Annotated in this window: 19 protein-coding genes and 1 riboswitch; of the genes, 6 read left to right on the top strand and 13 right to left on the bottom strand. The window is 60.2% G+C overall.

The features are described 5' to 3' along the window. The first annotated feature begins 4 nt into the window (after positions 1-4). The 3 genes from K341_RS11720 to K341_RS0108250 all read left to right on the top strand — a co-directional run bounded on the left by K341_RS11720 (position 5) and on the right by K341_RS0108250 (position 3,968). The gene (locus K341_RS11720) at positions 5-181 is read left to right on the top strand and encodes a hypothetical protein (RefSeq protein ID WP_009439556.1); all 177 of its coding nucleotides are present in this window, start codon (positions 5-7) and stop codon (positions 179-181) included. 111 nt (positions 182-292) lie between these two features. After that, positions 293-2,050 carry a 1-deoxy-D-xylulose-5-phosphate synthase gene (locus K341_RS0108255; protein WP_009439477.1) on the top strand — a complete coding sequence of 586 codons (1,758 nt, stop codon included), beginning with the start codon at positions 293-295 and terminating at the stop codon, positions 2,048-2,050. A gap of 154 nt (positions 2,051-2,204) precedes the next feature. Further along, positions 2,205-3,968 (top strand): 1-deoxy-D-xylulose-5-phosphate synthase, encoded by a 1,764-nt coding sequence (locus K341_RS0108250; RefSeq protein WP_026762480.1) that lies wholly within the window; start codon positions 2,205-2,207, stop codon positions 3,966-3,968. A 71-nt stretch (positions 3,969-4,039) separates the two neighbouring features. On the opposite strand, the gene K341_RS0108245 is transcribed toward K341_RS0108250, so the two are convergent. From K341_RS0108245 to K341_RS0108205, 9 genes are all read right to left on the bottom strand, one after another. Beyond that, positions 4,040-4,582 carry a YcxB family protein gene (locus tag K341_RS0108245; RefSeq protein ID WP_009439392.1) on the bottom strand — a complete coding sequence of 181 codons (543 nt, stop codon included), beginning with the start codon at positions 4,580-4,582 and terminating at the stop codon, positions 4,040-4,042. A gap of 210 nt (positions 4,583-4,792) precedes the next feature. Then, the gene (locus K341_RS0108240; protein ID WP_009439328.1) at positions 4,793-6,292 is read right to left on the bottom strand and encodes a DUF2828 family protein; all 1,500 of its coding nucleotides are present in this window, start codon (positions 6,290-6,292) and stop codon (positions 4,793-4,795) included. 581 nt (positions 6,293-6,873) lie between these two features. Continuing rightward, positions 6,874-7,644 carry an ABC transporter ATP-binding protein gene (locus K341_RS0108235; RefSeq protein ID WP_026762479.1) on the bottom strand — a complete coding sequence of 257 codons (771 nt, stop codon included), beginning with the start codon at positions 7,642-7,644 and terminating at the stop codon, positions 6,874-6,876. Further along, positions 7,641-8,447, bottom strand: a complete 807-nt coding sequence (locus K341_RS0108230; RefSeq protein WP_009439400.1) for an ATP-binding cassette domain-containing protein — start codon at positions 8,445-8,447, stop codon at positions 7,641-7,643. Before K341_RS0108230 ends, K341_RS0108235 begins: the two co-directional genes overlap by 4 nt. 12 nt (positions 8,448-8,459) lie before the next feature. Beyond that, a complete protein-coding gene (locus K341_RS0108225; protein WP_009439413.1) occupies positions 8,460-9,278 on the bottom strand; it encodes an ABC transporter permease in 819 nt (272 codons plus the stop codon). After that, positions 9,271-10,218, bottom strand: a complete 948-nt coding sequence (locus tag K341_RS0108220; RefSeq protein ID WP_026762478.1) for an ABC transporter permease — start codon at positions 10,216-10,218, stop codon at positions 9,271-9,273. Before K341_RS0108220 ends, K341_RS0108225 begins: the two co-directional genes overlap by 8 nt. Positions 10,219-10,222: 4 nt before the next feature. Further along, positions 10,223-11,791 carry an ABC transporter substrate-binding protein gene (locus K341_RS0108215; RefSeq protein ID WP_009349352.1) on the bottom strand — a complete coding sequence of 523 codons (1,569 nt, stop codon included), beginning with the start codon at positions 11,789-11,791 and terminating at the stop codon, positions 10,223-10,225. A 73-nt stretch (positions 11,792-11,864) separates the two neighbouring features. Continuing rightward, positions 11,865-14,072 (bottom strand): TonB-dependent receptor, encoded by a 2,208-nt coding sequence (locus K341_RS0108210; RefSeq protein WP_026762477.1) that lies wholly within the window; start codon positions 14,070-14,072, stop codon positions 11,865-11,867. Between the two features lie 17 nt (positions 14,073-14,089). Further along, positions 14,090-16,273 carry a TonB-dependent receptor gene (locus tag K341_RS0108205; RefSeq protein ID WP_026762476.1) on the bottom strand — a complete coding sequence of 728 codons (2,184 nt, stop codon included), beginning with the start codon at positions 16,271-16,273 and terminating at the stop codon, positions 14,090-14,092. A gap of 106 nt (positions 16,274-16,379) precedes the next feature. Further along, a riboswitch (cobalamin riboswitch) is annotated at positions 16,380-16,559 on the bottom strand. A 348-nt stretch (positions 16,560-16,907) separates the two neighbouring features. Between K341_RS0108205 and K341_RS0108200 the strand changes: the two genes are divergently transcribed. The 3 genes from K341_RS0108200 to K341_RS0108190 all read left to right on the top strand — a co-directional run bounded on the left by K341_RS0108200 (position 16,908) and on the right by K341_RS0108190 (position 19,060). Beyond that, on the top strand, positions 16,908-18,233 hold the full coding sequence (locus K341_RS0108200; protein WP_026762475.1) for a PLP-dependent aminotransferase family protein: 1,326 nt from the start codon (positions 16,908-16,910) through the stop codon (positions 18,231-18,233). A 130-nt stretch (positions 18,234-18,363) separates the two neighbouring features. Beyond that, the gene (locus K341_RS0108195; protein WP_009658904.1) at positions 18,364-18,645 is read left to right on the top strand and encodes a type II toxin-antitoxin system RelB/DinJ family antitoxin; all 282 of its coding nucleotides are present in this window, start codon (positions 18,364-18,366) and stop codon (positions 18,643-18,645) included. Positions 18,646-18,652: 7 nt separating this feature from the next. Then, a complete protein-coding gene (locus tag K341_RS0108190; RefSeq protein ID WP_009349358.1) occupies positions 18,653-19,060 on the top strand; it encodes a putative toxin-antitoxin system toxin component, PIN family in 408 nt (135 codons plus the stop codon). Positions 19,061-19,129: 69 nt separating this feature from the next. Here the strand turns inward: K341_RS0108190 and K341_RS0108185 are convergent, their stop codons facing one another. The 4 genes from K341_RS0108185 to K341_RS0108170 are packed head-to-tail and all read right to left on the bottom strand — an operon-like array spanning position 19,130 to position 23,973. Continuing rightward, on the bottom strand, positions 19,130-21,097 hold the full coding sequence (locus tag K341_RS0108185; protein WP_026762474.1) for a TonB-dependent receptor plug domain-containing protein: 1,968 nt from the start codon (positions 21,095-21,097) through the stop codon (positions 19,130-19,132). A 29-nt stretch (positions 21,098-21,126) separates the two neighbouring features. Continuing rightward, positions 21,127-22,122: an ABC transporter substrate-binding protein gene (locus K341_RS0108180; protein ID WP_037349529.1), complete on the bottom strand. Its 996-nt coding sequence runs from the start codon at positions 22,120-22,122 to the stop codon at positions 21,127-21,129. Between the two features lie 22 nt (positions 22,123-22,144). Continuing rightward, positions 22,145-22,924 carry an ABC transporter ATP-binding protein gene (locus tag K341_RS0108175; RefSeq protein WP_026762472.1) on the bottom strand — a complete coding sequence of 260 codons (780 nt, stop codon included), beginning with the start codon at positions 22,922-22,924 and terminating at the stop codon, positions 22,145-22,147. Next, on the bottom strand, positions 22,921-23,973 hold the full coding sequence (locus tag K341_RS0108170) for a FecCD family ABC transporter permease (RefSeq protein WP_026762471.1): 1,053 nt from the start codon (positions 23,971-23,973) through the stop codon (positions 22,921-22,923). Before K341_RS0108170 ends, K341_RS0108175 begins: the two co-directional genes overlap by 4 nt. Positions 23,974-23,978: the final 5 nt, after the last annotated feature.

Here is a 23,978-nt window from a genome sequence, read left to right as displayed (position 1 = left end):
CAGCATGCTCGGCGTGTCGAGCGGCAGCCGCCTTACATTCATTATGAAGAACGGTTCTGTGCGTCTTGTCAACGCCGCCGTCTATGCAATGCAGCTGATGCGCAAGGAGATGACAAGCGAGCCAAAGCCGTCGGAAGAAGAGGTCACATCCCTCGTCAAGGATATGCGCCGGGAGATGTAATCCCCCTTGACATGAAAGCGCGCTCCAATGCTATAATGCAGTCAGTATGGAAACCGGGGTATAAGGAGCGCGGCATGAGTCGCGCCGCACAATGGAAAAGGGGGATTTTCTTTGTATTTGGAAAAAATCACGTCGCCCGCGGACATCAAGGGCTATGACGCAGCCGAGCGCAAGGCGCTCGCACAGGAGATGCGCGACGCGATGCTGAAACGTGCGAGCATTCACGGCGGGCATTTTGGCCCGGACTTCGGTGCGGTCGAGGCGATCATCGCGCTGCACACGGTGTTTGACTCGCCAAAGGACAAGATCGTCTACGACGTCTCGCATCAGTCCTATCCGCACAAGATGCTGACGGGGCGCGTCGAGGCGTACATCGTGGAGTCGCAGTACGACGAGGTATCGGGCTATACGAATCCCGAGGAGAGCCCGCACGATTTCTTCAACGTCGGGCACACGTCGACCTCTATCAGCCTCGCAACCGGTCTTGCAAAGGCGCGCGATCTGGCGGGGCGAAAGGAAAACATCATCGCCTTCATCGGGGACGGCTCAATGTCGGGCGGCGAAGCGCTCGAGGGACTGAATACGGCGGGCGCGATGAACTCGAACCTCATCGTCGTATTCAACGACAACGATCAGTCCATTGCAGAGAACCACGGCGGGATGTACCGCGCGTTCAAGGAGCTGCGCGAGACAAACGGTACTTCGCCGAACAATCTCTTCCGCGCGATGGGGCTGGACTACCGCTATGTCGCGGACGGCAACGACGCGGAGACACTCATCGCGGCGTTCTCCGAGGTGAAGGATACGGAAAAACCCGTCGTCGTCCACATCGCAACGCAGAAGGGCAAGGGCTACAAGTTCGCGGAGGAGAACCGCGAGGCGTGGCACTACTGCGGGCCGTTCGACATTGCGACGGGCAAGGCAAAGCATACGGGGAGCGATCCCTATGCCAAGGCAAGCGTGGAGTTCGTACTCAAGATGGCGAAGGAGAATTCGAATTTCGTCTATCTGACGGCGGGCACGATGGGCGGCATCGGGCTTTCCCCATCAAAGCGCGCAGAACTCGGCAGTCAATACGTCGATGTGGGCATTGCAGAGGAGCAGGCGGTCGCGATGGCGTCGGGACTTGCAAAGGGCGGGGCGCGCCCGATCTTCGGCACCTACAGTACGTTCTTCCAGCGCGTTTATGACCAGGTGGCGCAGGATGTCGCGGTGAATAATAATCCGGCGGTATTCCTCCTCGTCGGCGCGTCGATGTACTACATGAACGACGTGACACATCTCGGATTCTTTGACATCGCGATCTTTGCGAACATCCCGAACCTCGTGTTCCTCGCGCCCGCGAGTCTCGCAGAGTACAAGGCGGTGCTCGCGTGGTCGGTCGCGCAGACTGCCCATCCCGTAATGATCCGTATGCCCGTCGGCGGCTACGAGGAAAGCCCTTACGACGTACGCACGGACTACAGTGACCTCAATAAATACGAGGTCGTTACGGAGGGCGCGGACGTCGCCCTCATCGGCGCAGGAAATTTCGCGGCGCTTGCAAGCGAGGCGGCAGCTGAGCTCGCAAAGGAGGGCATCTGGGCGACGGTCGTGAATCCGATCTTCCTCTCGGGGCTTGACACTGCGCTCCTCGATGCGCTCAAAGAGAAGCACCGCCTGATCCTCACGCTCGAGGACGGCATCCTGGAGGGCGGCTTCGGGCAAAAGATCGCCTCGTACTACGGCACGGACGAGGGGCTGCGCGTGCGGAACTACGGTCTCAGCAAGGAGTTCCACGATCGCTACGATGCCGCGGAACTCGCGCGCGAGCACCATCTCACCGCCGAGCAGATCGCAGCGGACACGCTGATTTTGCTGAAGAAATAAGGCTCTGTTTATAAAACAAAACTGCTGCACCTCTCCGTGGAAAAAGGTGCAGCAGTTTTTGTATGCGCTCAAAAATTCTCGAGACGACTTTTTGAAAAAATGCTATAATATAGAGGTTTTATGAACAAATGCAAACAAAGGAGAGTCTTTCGCATTGTATTTAGAACGCATCACTTCCCCGGAGGACATCAAGAGCTATACCCCCGCCGCACGCGCCGCCCTCGCAGAGGAAATGCGGGCCGCCCTCATCCGCCGCACGAGCATCTGCGGCGGACATATTGCACCGAACCTCGGCATCATCGAGGCAACGATCGCACTCCACACGGTCTTTGACTCGCCGCAGGACAAAATCATCTTTGACGTGTCGCATCAGTGCTACCCGCACAAGATGCTCACAGGGCGCGCGGGTGCGTATATCAACGAGGCGGAGTACGGCGACGTCTCGGGTTTTACGAATACGGACGAGAGCGTGCACGACATCTTTAACATCGGGCACACATCGACCGCTGTCAGCCTTGCGACGGGGCTTGCAAAGGCGCGCGATCTTGCGGGACGCACGGAAAATATCATCGCCGTCGTCGGCGACGGCTCGATGTCGGGCGGCGAGGCGCTCGAGGGGCTGAACGTCGCGGGCGAGATGCACTCGAACCTCATCATCGTGTTCAACGACAACGATTGGTCGATCTCGGAGAACCACGGCGGCATGTACGAGAAGTTCCGCGCCCTGCGCGAGACGGGCGGAAGCGCCCCCGACAACCTCTTTCGCGCGATGAACCTCGATTACCGCTTCGTCGCGGACGGCAACGACACGGAGGAGCTGATCCGCGTCTTTTCCGAGGTCAAGGATACGAAAGTGCCCGTCGTCGTCCACATCGTCACGCAAAAAGGCAAGGGGCTCTCCTTTGCCGAGGACGATCCCGAGGGCTGGCACCGACACAAGCCCTTTCACCTCGATACGGGCACGGCAAAGTCCCCCGAAACGCCGGGCGCATACGACGCCGCGACCGTCGATTTCGTCCTGAGGACGGCACGGGAAAATCCGAACTTCGTCTATCTCTCGGCGGGCATCGTCGGCGGCATTGGTCTCACCCCCGAAAACCGCGCGGCGCTCGGCGCACAGTACGTCGACGTCGGCATCGCGGAGGAGCACGCCGTCGCAATGGCGTCGGGACTCGCACGCGGCGGAGCGCGCCCGATCTTCGGCACATACAGCACGTTCTTTCAGCGCGTCTATGATCAGATGGCGCAGGACGTGTGCATCAACCGCAGTCCCGCCGTGTTCCTCGCGACGGGCACGTCGCTCTACCGCAGTACGGACGTCACGCATCTCGGGTTCTACGACATCTCGATTTTCTCCAACATCCCAAACCTCGTCTATCTCGCGCCCGCGAGCATTGAGGAACATCTCGCCGTGCTCGCGTGGGCGGTGCGCCAAACGGAGCATCCCGTCATGATCCGCATGCCGTTTTCGGGCTACGCAAAGAGTCCCTATCCCGTGCGCGCGGACTACGCCGACCTCAACAAATATCAGGTTGTCACAAAGGGCGCGGACGTCGCCCTCATCGGCGTCGGCAACTTTGCCGCAATGGCGAGCGATGCGGCGGCAATGCTCGCGCGCGAGGGCATCCGCGCGACCGTCGTGAACCCGCTCTATCTCTCGGGGCTCGATACCTCACTCCTCGATTCGCTCGGGAAAAAGCACCGCCTCATCCTCACGCTCGAGGACGGGATTCTCGCCGGCGGCTTCGGACAAAAGATCGCCGCCTATTATGGAAATCACCCCGCCGTTCGCGTTCGGAACTACGGACTGCCGAAAAAATTCTTCAACCGTTATAATCCCGCGGAACTCGCACGGAAATATCACCTCACCGCCGAGCAGATCGCGGCGGATGTGCTAAAGGAACGGCGACGCCTATGAAATTGGCTTCGCGCTCTCATAAGCTGCAAAAAAGAGCCGGTGCCGGCTCTTTTTTCATGCGGCAGCGCCGCTTACGGCTCATAGGGAATGCCCTTTTCCTTCATCAGCTCGATGAATTTTTCCTGTTCCTCACCGGAACTGAAAGCGCGCAACGGAATGATGAGCACCGCCGTGGGTCCCGACGTCAGATAAAACGCCGTCGCCGACCGCTGCAGCACAATGAACTGCTTATAGCGTGCCGTCATATCGTAATACGACGCATGTTCCGTGAGGTGCTGATCGCCGCACTCGACGATCCGCGCTCCGACACTGTTGTTTCGCCCCGCAGTCAGAAACATCGCCCGCGCATTGTGCCGCAGTGACGCATCGGTGATCTTCACTATCACCCCGTAGATCACAAGCGCAAGCAGGAGGATCAAGCCGGCTAGAATCGCCCCATGCATGACGTTCATGATATGCACCCGGGGCAGTGCACCCAAGACGGCGACAAGCGCGCAAAGCGCGATCACGATCCGTAGACGCCTCCGCGGCTTTTTGAAAAAGGGTGCCCTGCGCGCATAGAAAAGCGTGTAGTCGATATAATCCTGCGGCGTCAGATCAAATGTAAGTTTCATCAGCGCACCTCCCGTGTACGTTCCAATGCGGATAAACCGCCCTGATTTTATAATATCGTTCGTTCGCATCTCAAGCAAGACCGGTTCCCTTAGAACGGCGCCCACAACAAAAGTACAAAAAAAGAACCGCCGCACCGACGCAGCAGATGCGTTTCGGTGCGGCAGCTCCTTTTCTCCTATGGTATGAATGTCCCTGAATGCAATATTCCGCTATGCCGAGATGCCCGCATAGCGCTCGCTGCCGAGCACCTGCATCATGTAGTCGTAGGGCGTGATCCGCTCCTCGACCACCATCCCGAACACGCTCGGACTGCACCCGGAGACGAGCATGACGCCCTGCTCGTTCTGCGACACGGGCTGGTGCCCGTGCCTGCTCGCCACATTCCAGAAAACAAGCTCCGGCAGCGTGTAGCCGTGCGATGCGAAAAGCTCCTTTGCATACGCAAAATTCGTCATATCGGCATTCTGCGTGCAGACGTTGAACTCCATATCGGAGATGATATAGAGCCGCGCAGGCAGCTCCTCCTGCGAGAGGCCATTCTTGACAGCCGTCTCTAAAATCAGCTCGAACACCGCCTGAATATTCGTATCCGCCGCCTCGTTAAAGCTCGCGCAGTACGCCGCCTTTTCATCAATGCGCGCGCCCTTCACCTCGACGAGACGCGGATGCTGCGAAAACGTAATGAAGTGATTCTTGAACCGGCCTTCGTTCCGCTCGGCAAAGTAGACCGCAAGCGACACAGCGACGGCAATCGGCTGGGGATTTGCGCCCCACTGATACATCGAACCGGAACCGTCCATCACAACGAGAGCATTCTCTCCGTGCGTATAATCGGGGAGCGAGCGCCACGCCGCATCCATGGAGCGGCGCTCCTCCTCGGAGGCCGGCTCCTTGCCCTGCAATATCCCATAGATGACAGTAAAGTCCATCAGCGGACGAATGATGTCATACGGATAGAGCGTTCCCACATGCATGGACGCCTCGCCGCGCTCTACACGCGTGATGAAATCCGTATAGCGCTCTTTATCATTGCGCAGGAATGCCCGACGATAGAGGAACAGCGCGCGGGACGGCTGCTTTTCATAATCAAAAGTATAGTCCTTCGTCCGCAGGTGATCCTCAATGATCGCGATGCGGCGGCGCAGTTGTACGAGCGACTTTCGGTACTGCGCCTCGGTCTGCCCGAGCAGGCGCGCGAGCCTCCGCCCGCGCATGACGGCCGCACGGCTCGACGTATTGATCGAGGGCAGCCATTTCGCGAGCAGCGAGACAGACTCCCCTGCTGACAGCGCGCGAAGATCCTCCCTCATCTGCGCGGCAATCACCCGGGCGGCGCAGGGTGCGCACGGCGTATCGACCAGCGCCGCGACGTCGTCCCAGCGCCCGTATTCGGCGATCTGCGGGAGAATTTTCTCCACGATCTCGGGCGCGTGCACCGCGAGATACGCCAGAATTACGCGAAACACGCGCCGCTCGCCAAGCCCGCCGCGAATATCGCGCGCATAGAAGAGGATCCGCAGCGCCGTCGTCCGGTCCTCGGCGAAGGCACGAACAAAGCGCCGCCGAATCTCCTCCTCGTCCGCAGCGCGCAGCGCCCCGATCGAAGCAAACAGGTCGAGGCAGTCGGAACCTGTGCTTGCAAGCGCTGCCGCATCGTTTTCCGTGCGCGCAAACGTCTCGTTATTCTCTTTTTTCAATAGTTCCAACATGGCTCCGTCCTCCTCACCTGTATATCGTCAACAAGATGCCATGCTTTGCAGGCACGGGATCAAAGATCCCGCGGTACGGATTCGAACCATACTTCGCTCCAACCGGTCGTTGCTGTAGGCATCTTTCATAAAAACTAGGCGCATTGCACGCGCGATCCGAAGACCGCAAGCTATCGGGAAACCCCAATCATTTTCTGCATTAATTGCTGTTTGCGCCTACGAATTGAAGTAGAATATCATATTTTGTAAGTGAACACAACACTATTTTATAAAATTAATTTTTTCGTAACAAAAAAAAAGAACCGCCGCACCTGCACATAATGTGCAGGCCGCCGGTTCTCTCATATGCGACAAGATGCCGACCCGCAGGTCTCGCCTGCGGTGCACGGGTATCACGCCGTGCCCGGGTGACAAACCCAAGTTGAGATATGTTTTCGCTGCTGTGGGCATCTTTCCTGTAATACGGCACGAAGCTCCGCCGAAACGAGCGGGGTTCGCGCCTTTATGTTATCAGCATATCACGTTTCCATGGATAAGGCAAGTGGTACGCATCGAAATACGCCAATATTCCTGCAAGGCTTTCAAAAGCCGTCGAATGCGGCGATAAATTCGCGCGTGAACTCCTCGCGCGGCGCGCTCAGCACTTCGTCGGCGCGCCCCTGTTCGACCATGCGCCCGCGGCACATGATGCCCACGTCGTCGGCGAGGAAGCGCACGAGATCGAGGTCGTGCGAGATAAAGAGATAGGTCAGACGCTCTTTTCTTTGCAGGTCTTTCAGGAGATGCATGATCTGCACCTGTACGGTTGGGTCGAGCATCGCGGTCGGCTCGTCGAGCACGATGAAGGACGGCTGCATGGTCAGTACGCGCGCAATGGAGAGCCGCTGGAGCTGTCCGCCGCTCAGCTCCGCAGGATACCGATCCAAGAGGTCGGCGCCGAGACCGACTTTTTCAAGGCACGCCAAGATCCGCGCCCAATCCGGCGCGCCCATCGCCGCCGCATGAATGCGGTACGGCTCTTCGAGCAGGCGGCGGATGGGGAAATTTTCATAGAGCGACGCCTGCGGGTTTTGAAAGATCATCTGATTGTGCCGGCGAAACTCCTGCTCCGCGGCGCGCGTCCTCAGCCGATCGGCAAGAGGTTCGTCCCCGTAATACACGGCGCCGCTCGTTGGGGGGATGAGTCCCAGCACGATGCACCCGAGCGTCGATTTGCCCGAGCCGCTGAGCCCGCAGAGCGCATAGGTCGTCCCCTCCGCAACGGAAAAAGACACGTCCTCAAGCGCGGTCACCGCCCCGCCGCCCATAAAGCCGCTGCGAAAGACCTTGCCGACGTGTTCACAGCGCATCATGCCGCTCCCCCCTCTCGTGCGAACGCCTCCGCCGCCGCCGCGAGCGTCCGCGTATAATCCGCTTGCGGCTGCGTAAAGAGAAGTTCCGTCGCGCCCTGCTCGACGAGCCGCCCGTCCCGCAGCACAACGGTGCGGCCGCTGATCCGCCGCACGAACCGCAGGTCGTGGCTGATGATGATAAAGCCGCAGTTCTGCGTCTCGGCAAGCCGGCGGAACAGTGCAAAGACCTGTTTGCGCAGTCCGGGGTCAAGCCCCTTCGTCGGCTCGTCCGCGATGATCCACTGCGGGCGCATGAGCGAGGCGATCGCGCAGAGGACGCGCTGCCGCATCCCGCCGCTGAGACTGAACGCATAGGCGTCAAAGATCCGCGCCGCGTCGTCGAATCCATAGCGTTCCAGCTCGGCAATCGCGCGCCGCCGCGCCGCACCGGGCGCCGTTCCCTCATGGTATTCGAGCGCCTCGGTGAGCTGCTCTCCGATGGTCAGCGCGGGGTTGAGCGCGAGCGCGGGATCCTGCGGCATGAAGAAGATGTGCCGCCCGCGGTACGCGCGCAGTTCCGCTTCCCCGAGCTGCGCTAGATTTTGCCCGTCGTAAAGAATGCGCCCCGTGACGGCGGCGCGGCTGAGCAGCCCGACGATCGCCTTGCCGAGCACGGATTTCCCGCTGCCCGATTCGCCGATCACGGCGGTGATCTCACGTGCGGGGAACGTGCAGTCGACAGGATGGAGGACGAGCCCCTGTTCATAGGGGAAACTCACGCTCAGCTCTTGCAGTACGATGTCTTCACTGTTCATTTCCTGCATGACCGTCCCCCCCTACATCTCGCGCCGCGTACGCCCGGCAAAGCGCCGCTGCAAGCTCTCGCCGAGGATGTTGACCGCAACGCACAGGATAAATATGCACGCGCCCGGCGCATAGAGAAGCAGCGGATACGTGCGGAAATAGGTCTGCCCCTCGCTGACCATGAGCCCCCAGTCCGACGTCGGCGGCTGGAGCCCGATGCCGATGTAGCTGAGCCCCGAGACGGAGAGGATGACCATGCCGATGCGGATGGTAAAGAGCACGATGACGACGGGCAGGAGACTCCTGAGGACATAGCGGCCGACGATGAATCCCGCGCCCGCCCCGAGCGCGCGCAGCCCCTCGACGAACGGCTCGCCCTTGATGCGGATCACCTCGCCGCGCACGACGCGCGAGAATCCCGTCCACGAGGTCACGACGACCGCAATGAGCATGCTCGTGACGCCCGGCTCGAGAAGCCCCGCCAGCGCGATCATCAGACTAAAGCTCGGGATGCCCTGAAAGACGTTCACCACCGTTTGAATCAGTGCGTCCACACGCCCGCCGACATAACCGCTGACCGTTCCCACGACGAGCCCGACCGTCATCGTGCAGAACGCGGCGGCCGTGGCAAACCCGATCGAGACGCGCGCGCCCGAGATGAGACGGCTGAGCACATCGCGCCCGAGCGGATCGGTGCCGAGCAGATAGCGCGCGCTCGGATATTCGAGCACATGCCCCATATCGACGAAGTTCGGATCGTACGGCATGAGGAGCGGCGCGGCGGCCGCGACGAAGATAAAGGCGGCGCAGACGGCGAGCGCGCCGCGTTCGAGCCGGTTCATCTCAGTCATTTTGCCCATCCCCCAGCCGCAGATTCGGTTTTAACATCACATAGAACACATCGACGCACATGTTTACGAGTATCATCATGCAGCCGACCATCAGCACATAGCCTTGGATCATCGGATAGTCGCGCGCCTGCACCGCCGTCAGCGCGAGCGTGCCGAGCCCGGGCAGGGCAAAGATCAGCTCGATGATCGCCGCGCCGCCGAGCAGAGCGCCCGCGTAGTTGCCGAGCATCGTCGCGGTTGCAATGAACGCGTTGCGCAGGGCGTGGCGGTAGACGATGTAAAAGAGCGGGAGCCCCTTGGCCCGCGCCGTCAGGATGTAGTTCTCCGCGAGCACGTCCGTCAGCGCGTCCCGCTGGAGCCGCATCACCGCGCCGATCGTCCCCGCGCCGAGGACGAGTCCCGGCAGCAGCAGATGGCGCACCGTCCCGTAGCCGCTCGTGGGGAAGATGCGCAGGTTCTCGCAGAGGATCTGCATGAGGACGATCGCGAGCCAGAAACTCGGCAGAGACGTCAGCGCGATGGAGAGCAGCGTCAGCCAGCGCTCCGCCGCTCCGTGGCGATACACCGCCATGACGGCACCGAGCGGCACACTGAGGAGGATCACCCAAAGGAGCGCCATGCCCGCGAGCGAGAGCGTCACAGGGAGTGCCTGCAGGAGTTCCTGCAGTACGTTTTTCCCCGTGATAAAGGAGACGCCCCAGTCCCCGCGGAGCACCCCGCCGAGCCACGCGGCGTACTGCACGGCATAGGGGCGGTCGAGCCCGAGTTCCACCCGCTTCACCGCGATCTCCTCCGGCGACGGCGCGGTCACGCCGTCCATCGTCATGATCACCGCCGCCGGATCGGAGGGCGAGATAAAGCCGAGCGCAAAGACCAGCGCCGTCATGCCGACGAGGGTCGGCAGGAGGAGCAGCAGGCGCTGCCGGAAATACGTTTTCATCGCCTCACCGCCTCTCCACCTGATCCAGCGTAATCCCGTACGTCGTCGCGTTGTAGCCCGTCAGCTCCGCGGCATTGTAAACCACGACGTTATTGTCGCTGCCGAAGGGGATGAGCGGCGGCGCCTCAACCGCCATATCCTGCAGTTCGTCATAGTATGCGCGGCGCCGGTCCATGTCGATCACCTCCGGCAATTCCTTAAAGACCGCGTCCGCCGCGGGGTTCTCATAGCCCACGTGGTACAGCTTATTATTGCTCCCCCACGTCGCCATATAGCTCTCCATCAGCGTCTCCGGCGCGTAGTTCGCAAGCCCGTGCGTCCCGATCGAAAAGTCGTAGTTGCCGGCGGACATGTATTTCGAATGCGTCGCGCTGTCGAGGATCAGAATGCGCGCTTCGACGTGCAGCTTCCGCAGCGCCGCCTGAAGATACTCGACCACTTCCTTGTAGGAGTAGCGGCTCAGCCCGTACTGCGGGATGAGGAACGTCGCCCGATAGGTCTCTCCTCCCATCACTTCGTCCGCAAGGCGGACGGCCTCCGCCTCGTCGTGTACGAGCGGAATTTCTTTATAGAACGGATTGCAGCGGTTCAGCAGATTCATCGTCGGCTCCGACTGCCCGTTGAAATAGTACCGCACAATCGCTTCGCGGTCGATGAGAAGGCTGATCGCACGCATCATCCGCACATCCGAAAACGGGAAGCGGCTCTGGTTCACCGTCACATACTGATTGATCGTATTGCGGTTCGAAGAGACAGCAAAGCGCGGGTCCCGCAGCAGGGCGAGCGTGAGGGACGGCGTGAGCGAGCCGAGATCGAGGACGCCCTCCACCTCGCCCGCCCGCAGCGCCGAGAAGCGCGTGGCGGCGTTCGGCATGCTCACGAGCCGGATGTATTCGCTCTTTGCGGGCGTCCCGTGATAGCCGTCGAAACGCTTCAGCACGACATACTGCCCCGGTTTGCGGTCAACGATGGCAAAGGGGCCCGTCCCCACGGCATAGCCCGTGAAATCGCCCGACTCGATGTCAAAACACTTTGGACTGAACATCGGCGAGGAGAAGTTGATCATGCGGTAGACGAGCATCGGCTGCGGTTCGGAGAAACGCAGCTCCACCTCGTCGTCGGCGATCTTCTCGATCCCCGCGTAGCCCGGATAGACGCGCGCGAGGAGGAATCCGTAAAACGACGACAGGCGATAGCCCATATTCTCCCAGCGGCGGAAATTCGCCACCACCGCGTCCGCGTCGAAGGGTTCGCCGTCTTGGAAGGAAATGCCGCGGCGCAGCTTGAACCGCCATACCGTCGCGTCCTCGTTCGCCTGCCAAGACGCCGCGAGCACGCCGCGCAGATGGCCGTCGGCATCCACCCCGACGAGGGGTTCCCACACCATGCCGATACTGCTGATGTAATAGGGATCCTTCTCCCCCGGCGCGAGGTCGCGCGGCGCCGCGAGCGTGATCTCCGCGGGGTGCGCGCTCTTATCCTGCTGCACCGCCCCCGCGAGCACCGCCAGCCACAGCGCGAGGAATACCGCGAGCAGCCTGCATTTGCGCAGGTAAAACCGCAGTCGTCTCATGAAGCGCCTCCTCTCGGGCCGTCATGCGGAAAACGCCGCACACCGACAAGCGGTATGCGGCGTACACACATCATTAAATATCAAACTGCGCCGAGAACATCCATGTGCGCGGCATCGACAGCCCGAACGTCGACGAACCGCCGCGCCCCATCCAATAGCTCTTGTTGAGCGCGTTGTAGCACATCAGGCTCAGCTTCGTCGGCACCGTGTTGATGTGCGTCTTATACGTCATCCCGAGATCCACCGTCGCGTATGCGGGGATCTCGATCTTGCCCCTGCCCGACGTATTCTCAATGTAGGCCTTATCGCTCCAAACGAGGCGCCCGATGAAGCTGCACGCGTCCGTCGGCTCATAGGTAAGACCGACGACGCCCGAGTACTTTGCGGCGCCCGTGACGAACGCGCCGTCCTTCGCCCCGCCCGCCGTATGCGCTCGTTCGGCGTCGAGATAGAGGAGGCCGCCCGTCACCGTCCACTTCGCGTGAGGCTTGCCGTTCACCGTGTACTCGATCCCGCGATAGCGGTTCTTGCCGTCCGCCGCGCGGCGATAATTGGTGCCGCCGAGCGGCACGTCAATCAGATTCGGCTCGTCGATCTCGAAGAAGCTCAGCGTCGAAAGCACGCCGCCCGCCAGATGCTTGACGCCGATCTCGTTCTGCCTGCTCCGCACGGGCGCGAGCGTTTCCCCCTCGTTGATATACGTTTTTGTGCTGCTGTTCATGACAACCGCGCCGCGCGAGAAACTCTCCGTATGCCCGTAGTAGATCGACGTGCGCTCCGTCGGACGGTAGGTCAGTCCCCACGTCGGCAGGATATTCGTGTTCTCGATCGTCTTGCCCGAGGAAATATTTTTGAAATGCTCATGTTTCTGCGACGCCGCGAGCAGTACGTTCCACTTGCCGACGCGCATGGCGTCCACAAGCGTCACGCCGACGTTCAGCTCCTCCCACTGCGGCAGATAGGGCTTATAGCTCGGCACCGTAAAGCCCGGCAGGAAGGAAATCCCGTCGTAGAGGTTCCCGCCGTAGAGATTATAGCCGCTCCAGTTGTTCGCGTTCCAGTACTTCGCCCACGAGCGGTCGACGGACAGCGCAAAGTCGTGACGCACGGCGCCCGTCACCGCGGTTCCCTTGATGCCCGCCTGCAAATAGACGTTGCGCGCCGCCTCGTGCTGCGCGTTCGAGCGGTTGCTCCCGGTGAAGTTCCCGTTCGCGTCAAATGCCAAACTGGCGCCCGAATTGTACTTCTCCCCGTCGCGGCGCGAGAATCCGACGTTGAAGAACGCCGTATAGCGGTCGTCTATCTTTTGCTCGTGATTCAGCGTGAGGATATGCCCCCACATGCGCTTCGTCGTCTCCTTGAAGTCATACGGGGTCGTCGCATCCGGCACCGTCGGCAGCTGCGCCGTATTGCCCGTGTAGGTGAACCAGCGCTGCGCGCCGTCCACGCGCTGGTCGAAGAATCCCGCGAAGAGATTCGTCGTGCTCCGCGCATCATGGTGGTCGAGGTTGAAGAAGATATTGCTGTTGTGCATCTCGGCGTCCCGCAGCGACATCTTCCCGTGCAGAAGCTCGCCGTTCACGCGCAGCCCCCACGCCTCGTTCCTGCCGAAGCGGCGGCCGACGTCGATGTACTCGCCGAACGTCCCGCGTCCGCTCACGACCTGCGTATAGCGCGTGACGGGCACGGCGCCCGCACGCTTCGTCACGATATTGACCGTACCGGGCGCCGGCGTCGCGCCGCTGTTTGTGCCGTTGTTGGACATACTGACGCCGTTCACGGCTGCGTTCGGTCCCGATGTGATGTCCATGCGCGCGATCACATGCGACGGCGGCACCGTGAACTGCGAGTAAAGGCTCGGCACGCCGTTCAGCATCATGTGATTGCCGTTCATATTGATGCCGCGCATCGAAAAATCGCTGTACATCGGCGAGCTCGTGCTCGAACGGATCGACGGATTGTTGAGAAGGACATTCGCGAGCGGCTGACTCGGATCGTTATACGTCTCGATCATCTTCTCCGTCATGCTCATCTCCGAATACGGCACGGTAAAGATGCTCTGCGCACCAAGCACACCGAGCTTCGTCTCCTCCTGCACCATGCCGCCGGGAATACTTTCTCTCCGCCCCTCGACATCCACGGGATCAAGCTCATAGGTATCGACTGCGCCCGTTGCATGATCGTCCGCCTTCTCTGCGGCAGATGCCGGATTCCCGCACGGACAGGCATAGACCGCAAGCGCCGCAAGCACGAACGCCGTCAACTTCTTCTGATTCGTCATTTCCCCTGTTCCCTTCCTTAGATGTCCATCGCCATCGTCAGCGCGAACGTGCGCGGCGTGGAGAGGTAGAGACTCTGATCGGAACGCGACGCCATCCAGTACTCTTTGTTGAGCACGTTGTAGACGGTGAGCCCGAACGTCGTCGGCACGGAGCCGAGATTCGTCCTGTAGTTCATGCCAACGTCAAAGACGGCATTCGAGGGCACTTTGAATTTCTGGTTGTACGTCCATGCAGCCCCGGCATAGGTCATGCGGGCAAAGGCGCTGAATTTGTCGTCCGCCGCATAGCGCGCCATGAGCGTCCCGTTCCAGCGCGGCTGTCCGTCGGGCGTGCGCCCGTCCTTTGCGCCCTTTGCAGTACGCTCATAGGTCGCCTGCATATAGGCAAGTCCCGCCGCAACCGACCACTTCGGCGCAAGCCTGCCGCCGATGCCGAGCTCAATGCCGCGGTGACGCTCCTCGCCGTCCTGCTCCAAATAATCCTTCGCCGCGCCGCGATTGACGGCGATGTTGCTTGCCTGCTTAATATCAAAGAACGCAAGGGAGTAAAGTATGTCCTTGTTCGCGTACTTGACGCCAAGCTCGTTCTGCTTGGTCTTGAACGGCGGGAGAATCGTTCCTGCATTCTGATAGGAAGTGCTGACCACCGTCCCCACGTCAAAATACTCCGCGTGGCTCGCATAGACGGTAATGTCCTCCGTCGGACGGTAGGAGAGCGCGTAGGTCGGCGTCGTCGCGCTCGAATCCGCGCTCGACGATACGCGCCCCGTCGTGAGATTGTAGGACTTCACATTCGCAGAGTGATGATGGACGCCGAGGATCATGTTCCACTTATTGAGGGTAATCGAATCAACAAGCGAGATGCCCTTGATGCTCGTCTTGTTGTTCATGCCGATGCTGTAATCTGTCCTAGGGTCGCTCGTTTGATTAAACACGCCTGTGTAGATATTGCCGGTTCCAATATTTAGCGTCGGGCTAGCGGTCGCGGCTTCCCGCGCACGCCATGCACGATCGACGGCAACGGTCAGCTCGTGACCGGCGCTCCCCGTTTCGAATTTCCCGGTAAAGCCCGTCTGGATGTAGTTTGCGCGCTGCGGCGTCGTCGTCCGCTGATAGTTCAGATGAAAATTTCCGTCGTCGTCCAAGATCGTGAGCGCACTGTACTGATACATCACGTTCCGGTTCAGTTTGTTCTTGAGCATGCCCGCATTCACGAACCATTTCCAGGCGTCGGAGAGTTTCTGCTCGTGATTGAGGATCATCATCCAGCCGTAGGACTCCTTGTCCATGCCGTCGAACGAATAGTTCCGCGATGCTTTCGGTACGGCGGGGAGCTTCGTCACGCCCGCGCCAATTTTGAACCAGCGCTGACCGCCGACGATCTGGTTCTGCCGATAGCCCGTAAAGAAGTTCGTCTTGCTCTTCGCGTCCTCATGGTCGATGTTGACAAAGATGCCCGCAGACTTGACCTTTTGCCCGTCCACGGCGGTCTCGCCGTGCACCTTCTCCGCGTTGAGGCGGACGCCCCACTCCTTATTTTTGCCGAAGCGATGCCCGAGGTCGAAATACGCGCCGTTCATGCTCTGCCCGGAGTGGGTGAGTGTGAGCCGCCGCAGATCCTCCGCGCCCGCGCGTTTCGTCGTGAAGTTCACAATGCCGCCCGCCGCGGTCGACTCGTACTGCGTGCCCGTCCCCGCAAGGCCGCTGTTCGGTCCCGAGATGACGTCCGCCTTCTCCACAACAAACATCGGCGCGTTGAACTGCGTGAACATCCCCGGCACATTGTTGACGTAGGTACTCGTCCCGTTCGCGCGGAACCCGCGGTGCTGGAAGTCGTTGTGCAGGATGCTGCCCGTCGGGCGGATCGACGGCGAGATCGAGAGCACGCTGTCGAGCGGCTGCGAGGGATCGCCGAACGACTGAATCGTTTCCTTCGTGATATTCGTCGTCGTGAACGGCGTCTCCATCGCGGACTTTTCCCCGAGAAAGCCGACTGTTCCCTCGGTGGCCGTAAAGTTCTCAGCGCTCTTCTCGTCGCGCTCCCCCTCGACATCGACGGGATCAAGCTCATATGTATCGACGGCATCTGTCCCCCCCCCGCGGACAGTCTCTTTCTCTGCGGCAGACACATTGCTCATCCATACTGTACTCGTCCCAAGTGCCGCGATAGCAACGGCGAGCGCTAATTTTCGCTTCGTCATGATAAATCTCCTCCCCAAAATCCCCGGGCGCCCCCGCGCCGCCTCTACACATTACACCTCATTGTACGCAATAAAAAATACTGCCGTCCTGTCCATCGCAGGATGCATCTGCGTACGAGATTCGGTAGGTCTTCCGGCTCTGCGTCATCGTCCGCCCCGCCTTCCCGCTCGCGCAGTGACATGATGGGGCTTCCTCGGCATTACGGCGGCGGGACCGCATCGGCATCGCACCGATTTCCCTGTTACCTCCTTTTGTATCAGGAGCACCGAATCTGCTTATGAAGTTAAATCAAAATAAATTCGCATTGAGTATAGCTAAGGTTTATGCTGCTGTCAACCGTTTTTATAGGACTGTTGTATTTTTTCCTTAAAGAAATCTCCTGAATCTCACTTCATATATTATTTCCGTTTATTTTTTTCATGCAAAACTTTCATGTATTTTGTCAGAATCTTAGTAGGAAAAGCGCGACAAATGCAGAATAGAATAGATAAAACGGCGGGCGGAGAAAACTCCGAATACGCCGACAGATTCGTATGATGAGAACGAGATGCGGCAATGCTGCCGAACCGCCTACATCCATAGGCGTCATCATGCCCCGGTGCCGAGCACCGGCGTCCGAAAGGAGAATCTGCGATGGAAACAGAAAATCTGCTCAACCACCTGAAGGGATTCGACACCGAGATCTTTGAACTTTTGCAGGAGGAGATCAAGCAGCAGCGCTACACACTCTCCCTCGTCCCCACGGTCAACGCGATGTCGCCGCTGGCGGCATACCTCGAGGGGAGCCTCCTCACGAACACGACGATCGAACGCTGCGGCGGCCGCGTGAGCGCCATCGAGGAACTCGTACGCGCGCGCGTACGCAATTTGTTCGGCAGCGAACACGCCATCGTGCGCTTTGGCAGCATTGCCGCCGCTTCGCGCGTCGTCTTTCTAGGTCTTTTGCAACAAGGCGACTGCGTCCTCTCGTTCAACCGGCGCAAGGAGGAGCACTGCGCGGGGCTGGACTACGCCTTCGAAAATTTCGGTATCGATCCCGCCGCGGAAAAGGTGGACTGGGACGCAGTGTCGGCGCTCGCGCAGCGTGTGAAACCGCGGCTCATCGTATTCTCTCCCGTCAGCTATCCGCGCATCCCGAACTATGCGAAACTCGCCGAGATCGCGCACGCCGTGGGCGCCTATCTCTGGGTTGACATCGGGCAGAGCGTCGGTCTGATCGCGGCGGGACTGCTGCCGTCCCCCGTCGCGCACGCCGACGTTATGACCTTCCCCACGAACGACTCCCTGCACGGTCCCGACGGCGCGGTCGTCCTCTGCAAGGAAAAACTCGCAGGGAAGCTGGACGCCGCCGTTGAGAATACGGGGCATGTCGCCCTCCATATGAATCACCTTGCCGCGCTCGGCATCGCTCTCCACGAAGCGGCGAGCGAGACATTCAAGGCATACGGACGTCAGGTCATTGCGAACGCCAAAGCGCTCGCCGCGTCACTCACACAAAACGGCGCAAAACTCCTCTGCGGCGGCACGGAGACCCATCTCGTCCTCGCCGCTCCCGCCGCAGGCGTAAAGCTCGTTGACACCGCGCACCGGCTCTCGCGCATCGGCATCCGCGTCAAAACCGACGTTGTGCCGACCATGGAGGAGAACAGGACGCTCGACGCGCTCCGCCTTTCGAGTCTCAATCCGACGACGCGCGCCTTCAAGGAAGAGGACATGACTGCCGTCGGCAAGATCCTCGCACGCATACTCGCCGCCGCCCCCTCGGACGACGCTCTTGAGGAGATGCGCGGAGAGGTCGCCGCGCTCATCATCAGCAAGCCCATCTTCTCAAACGAGTGGTATGTCGACGCAAACGCCGACGAGAGTGCCTTCTACGACGAATCCAGCGCCGGCGCCGTCCACGAGCACGTTGCACGCGCCCGCATGAATACCATCAAGAAACTGTTCCGCTGGAAATAAGCGGCGGTATTGGAAGGGAAGTAAAAAGGAGAACCCGCGCGGGTTCTCCTTTTTTGTCGTCCACATTATATTAAATCGTTTGCAGTTGTTTTCATTCGATGATATAATGGCATCAAAGGAGGACTGCAGCATGGCAAACGCACTCGTACAATTTCGCGCCGATGAACACGAAAAAATGCAGGCTATCGACATATGTGCCCGCCTCGGAATGGATCTGCCCTCCTACCTGCGCATGTGCATGTCGCGTCTCGTAAGCGAGCGCGGCATCCCGTTTCGTATGCATTTAGACGATTCGCCCACAGGAAAGGGGCTTCGCGCACTTCACGCAGCAAATCGCATCGCCGCACAGCATGGTACCGCCGACATGTCGCTTGATGAGATCAATGCGGAAATCTCGGCAGCTAGAATGTGATATTTTCATGCAATACCACGCTGTCATCGACACCAACATCCTTGTCTCCGCCGTTCTCAAAGGGGATTCCGTCCCCGGACTTATCATCGAGCACACCTTCTGCGGAACGATAACGCCGGTACTGAACGACTGCATCTTACAAGAATATCACGATGTTCTGCGCCGTCCAAAATTCCGCCTAACCGACGCCATCATCAACGACATCCTGAATGCGATATGCGACCGCGCGCTGTGGATAGACGCCCCCGCAATCGATATCATCCTTCCCGATCCAAAAGATCGCGTTTTTTATGAAGTCCTCACCGAAGCACGAAAGAGTCGCGACACCTATCTCATCACAGGCAATATGAAGCATTTCCCCACACTGCCATATATCGTTACACCGCGCGAAATGCTCACACTGATCGAATCGTAAATCAAAATATACATCCAACCGCCCCGACGGACATACCGTCAGGGCGGTTTTCGTATGCGTATAAAGGACTCAGAACGCGCAGTTCACGCCGACGAGGAAGCTACGCCCCGTCGTGTAGTAGACGCCGCTGTTCGTAAAGTCGCGGCGGTTGAAGAGATTATCCACGTCGAATGTCCCCGTCACGTTCGGCGTGAACCGATAGGCGACATGGAGGTTGGAGGCAAGGAGATTGCCCGGGATGTGTGTGAAGGTCACCTGTTCGTTCCGCGTGCCGTTATAGCCGCGGTCGCCCCAATAGCTGAGGTTCAGCGCCGCCGTGAGGGCGCGGTTCTCGTAGTTCAGCCCTGCCGTCATCTGATAGCGGCCGAGCGCACGCTGCCACGGCTGCCCCTCCTTGTACTTGCGCTCGGGATTGCCGACCGTAACGCCTACGTTCCAGCCGAAGTGCGCGTCCCTTTCCTCGGCATACGAGAGTTCGACGCCCGTATTGCGATACGACGCGGCATTTGTCTGATACGTGACTGCACCGTCCTTGACCCCGACGATCTGATCGCTGACATTGATGTGGAAGATCGCTGCCGTAAAGCGCCGTTTGCCCGCATCGTACTTATACCCCGCCTCATAGTTCCAGCCGGATTCCGGCTTGAGGTTCGGGTTCGGCCGCATCACCGCGCTCGCATAGTAGAGGTTGCGGAAGTTCGGCATACGGAAGAACTTGCCGACGCTCGCATATGCGGCGCTGTCCTTCCCGAGCCGTGTCGTCACCTGCACCTGCGGCAGGAATGCACGGTAGTCCCCCGCCGTCGACTTCACCCAGTCCTGCCGCATACTGAGAATCGCCGCCGTGACGGGGCTGAGGTCGCGGTCGTAGGACGCGAGCAGCGAGTACTCGTTCATCGCGTAGGGGCCGAACTTCGCGTACGGTCTGAGCGCGCTTGAACTACTCGAAGAGCTCACATATTTTTGATTCTCGTTGACATAGGTCTGCCGCTTGACCGAGAGCCCGACGAGCGTCGTACTCACATCGTCCTTCCAGACCTTCTTGATGTCCGTGCCGAAATGCCGGTGCCGGCTCTTTTCCCACTCCACAACGGAGGGGTTGACAACGAAATAATCGGGGTTGGAAATCGAGCGGTAATTGTAGAACGCGTCCGCCGTCCAGCCCTTTTTATCCCGGTAGTTAAAACTCGTGAAATGTTCGTCGTCATCGTACTTGAAATACTTGAGGGGGCGCTTTGCCGCGTCGTTGTAGTGAATCGAATGGTTCTTGCCGTTATACATGTAGGAAAGGCGCATTCGGTCGTTGATGCGGTAGGTCAGCCGCACATGGTCCTTGCGGCTGTCTCCGAACCCGACCATGTAGGGGGTCGGCACGCCGCTGATGGTGAGGCTGCCCATCCGCCCCGTCATGTTGCCCGTTGCGCCGTACCGCGTTTGACTGAGGGCGAGCCCGACGGAGCCGAGGTCAAACGTCGCGGCATAGACGCGCTGCCCGCGGTCGCCCGCGGCAATCCGCGCCGTATTCTTGTACGAACTCTTCGTGATGACGTTGACGACGCCGCCGAATGCCTCGGAGCCGTAGAGCACGGAGCCGCCGCCCTTCACGACCTCGACGCGGTCGACCGTATCGAGCGTCAGCATGTCGAGATGGCTGACGTTGTTAAAAGACGCGGGAATCCCGTCGATGAGCACGAGCGTCCCGTTCTCGATGCCGCGCAGGTTGACGCCCGCATTCCCCGTGATCCAGCTCTGATTGTCGGGTCCCATCTGCGTAAAGTGGACGCCGTTCTTGTATTTCAGTGCAGAGATCACGTCGTGCGCGCCCGTCTTCTTCAGCTCGTCCGCCGTGTAGACGGTCGCGTCCACGGGCGTGTCAAGCGTTGGCTTTTCATACCCCTGTGCCGTGACGTTGACATCTGCGGTCTGTACCATATTCGAAGTCTCGTCGACGGCGGGCGCCGTTTCTGCCGCCTGTACCGTTACGGGCAGCATACACGCGAGTGCACAGATGCTGAACATCCGGTTCTTTGTTTTCATCCTGATTCTTCCCCTTCTCATACATATATTCAGCGCGAGAGCCCCTCGACCACGGAGAGATGGCGGTGCACGGGCAGCGGGACGATGTCGCCGTACGCCGCGTGCGCGATGTCCTGCGCGCCGAAAATCATATCCTGCGACGCGTTGTAGATATATCCCTCGTGCGGGCGATAGATCCGCCTCTCGCGGATCGCCCGCACGGTTTGCAGTGCGGGATCATCCAGGTATTCGCGGTTGAACTTCTCGATATCGTAGCTGCCGTGGTCGTTCCAGACGGGTACGATGAGGAAGTCCGGATTCACCGCGACGATATGCTCCTTCGTCAGCGACTGCCCCGCCGTGAGGCCGATTTCCGCCGCGCCGTTCGTGACGCCCGCCATGCCGCACAGCCCGTCAAAGAGGCCGCCGCGGCTGCCGTAGGTCGGCGACATGGAGATGACGACGACGGTCTTGCGCGCGTCCGGCGGCACCTCTTTGAGCCGCCCTGCGAGCGCCTCCCGCTCCGCATCGAAGAGGGCGACGAGCGCCTCGCCCTTTTCCTCCTCGCCGAGCGCGGCGGCGACCATGCGGACGGCCGCGCGCAGCTCCTCGGCATTATGCGGCTTTTTGCAGGCGACGACGCGGATGCCGAGTTCCGGCAGTGTCTGCGCGGGTCCCGCGTCGATGTCGGCATCGAGGAATACCACGTCGGGATGCAGGGCGAGCACACGCTCCGCCGACGGGTGATTGATTTTCTCCGCGATACCCTCGGCGATATCGACGATGTTGGAGCTGTTAGGGTCGTCCGCCATGTGGTCGATGCCGACGAGGCGCTCCGGCGGGAGCATCCCGAGCACAATGTTGTCCAGCCACAGCCCGTAGTTCAAAATCCGCACGGGCTTTTTTTCAAACGCAACCGCGCGCCCCTGCGCATCCGTCACCGTATAGCCCGCCGCCTGCCCGGGCGCGGACTTCCCACAGCCGGCGGCGAGTACGAGGAGGAGCACGCTGAGCAGGAGAACGTATCTGCGGAACAGTCTCTCCATCATCTTCTCCTTTTCCATACGCTCACGGCTTTAAGAGCCGCACATGTTTATACCCGTCCTCGACGCTGACGCGCGTCTCAACGGCGTACATCGCGGCGATGTTCTCCTCGGTCAGCACATCCTGCGCCGCGCCGCATGCGAATACGTGCGCGTTCTTCAGCATGAGCAGGCGGTCGCAGAAGAGCGAGGCGAGGTTGAGGTCATGGATAGTGAGGAGGATGGCGAGGCCGTCCCGCTTTGCAATCTCCGTAACGATTTGCAGGATGAAGAGCTGGTTATGCAAGTCGAGGCTTGCGGTCGGTTCGTCGAGGATGACGATGCGCGTCTGCTGCGCCAGCGCCCGCGCGATAAAGACGCGCTGCCGTTCGCCGCCGCTCATCTCCTTGATGTTGCGCAGGGCAAACGGCTCCAGCTCCATGCGGCGGATAACGTTAAAAGCGATCTCCTCGTCCCGCGCGGAGTACCTATGTCCCGCGTAGGGCAGCCGCCCCATGAGCACGGCCTGCAGTGCCGTCATGCCGAAGGACGCCGTGTTGTACTGCGGCACGTACGCGATGAGCTTCGCGATCTCCCCCGCGCCGAGCGGCGACAGATCTTCGCCTGAGATGTGCACTGTCCCACTCTGCGGCCGCAGGAGGCGCGCGACGCACCGCAGGAGCGTCGTCTTGCCCGTGCCGTTGGGGCCGAGGAGCCCGAGCACCTCGCCCGCCCGGAGCTCAAGCGACACATCGTCAAGGATTTTCTTTTCCGCCTTGTAGCCAAAGGTCAGATGCTCCGCCGCAAGGATCACCTTCGTACTCATTCGAACTCCTTTCCCCTGCGCAGGATGAGATGGATGAAGAGCGGCACGCCGAAGAAGGAAATCACGATGCCGACGGGCACGGTCACAGGGTAGAGAATGAGTTTCCCGACCGTGTCCGAGACGAGGAGGAGCGCCGCGCCGAGCACGCAGGTAAAAGGCAGATAGAAGCGGTGATCCGTCCCGATGAGGAACCGCGCCATATGCGGTGCGATGAGCCCAACGAATCCGATGACCCCCGTAAAGCTGATGATCGCCGCCGTCATAAGGACTGCCGCGAGCCCCACGATCGTCCGCAGACGTGCGGGATTCACGCCGAGGCTGACGGCGGTCTCGTCGTCACTTGTCGCCATGACGTTCAGCTGCAGGCAATAGAACATCGCGACGGCAAAGCCAAAAGCGACAATCAGCGCGCCGATGACAACATAGTCCCACGAGGCGCGGTGAAGCGACCCAAACGTCCACTGAATGACCGCCGCGAGCTTATGCTCCTGTGCAAAGAACTCGAGCGTCGCCGTGAGCGCGCTGAAGAAATAGTTCAGTGCGATGCCGACGAGTACGAGCGTCGTCGGTGTGAGCCCTGCACGCTGCGCAATGCCGTAGACAAGCACGCCGCACACACAGGAAAGCGTGAACGCGGAGAGGATGATGCCGAGATCCGTGTCCATCGCCGTTCCTGCGGCAAATACGATGCAGATAGAGGCGCCGAGCGCCGCCGCCGAAGAGATGCCGAGCGTAAAGGGACTGACGAGGTAATTGCGCGTGATTGACTGCATAAGCGCACCCGCAAGTGCAAGCCCCGCCCCCGCGACGATCGCGAGCAGGATGCGCGGCAGGCGCAGCAACAGAATAATCTTATTCGTCGCCGCATCCGCACCGCTCCCCGCCGTGCCGCCTGCCCACTGCTCGATTGCGGACACCGTTTGCGACATCGGAATCTCCCGCATCCCGATGGTCGTGAATGCATAGGCGGCAAGGAGTGTGAGGACGATGCCTGCCGCGATCATCAAGCCCTTGCGGCGGGCATTTTCATGATATGCTTGTTCCAGCATGATGC

This window comes from Centipeda artemidis DSM 19719 (assembly GCF_000426665.1).
Classification (GTDB): Bacteria; Bacillota; Negativicutes; order Selenomonadales; family Selenomonadaceae; genus Centipeda; species Centipeda artemidis.
The sequence above is the reverse complement of the archived record's forward strand: the minus strand, read 5'-3'. Positions and strand labels throughout refer to the sequence as shown.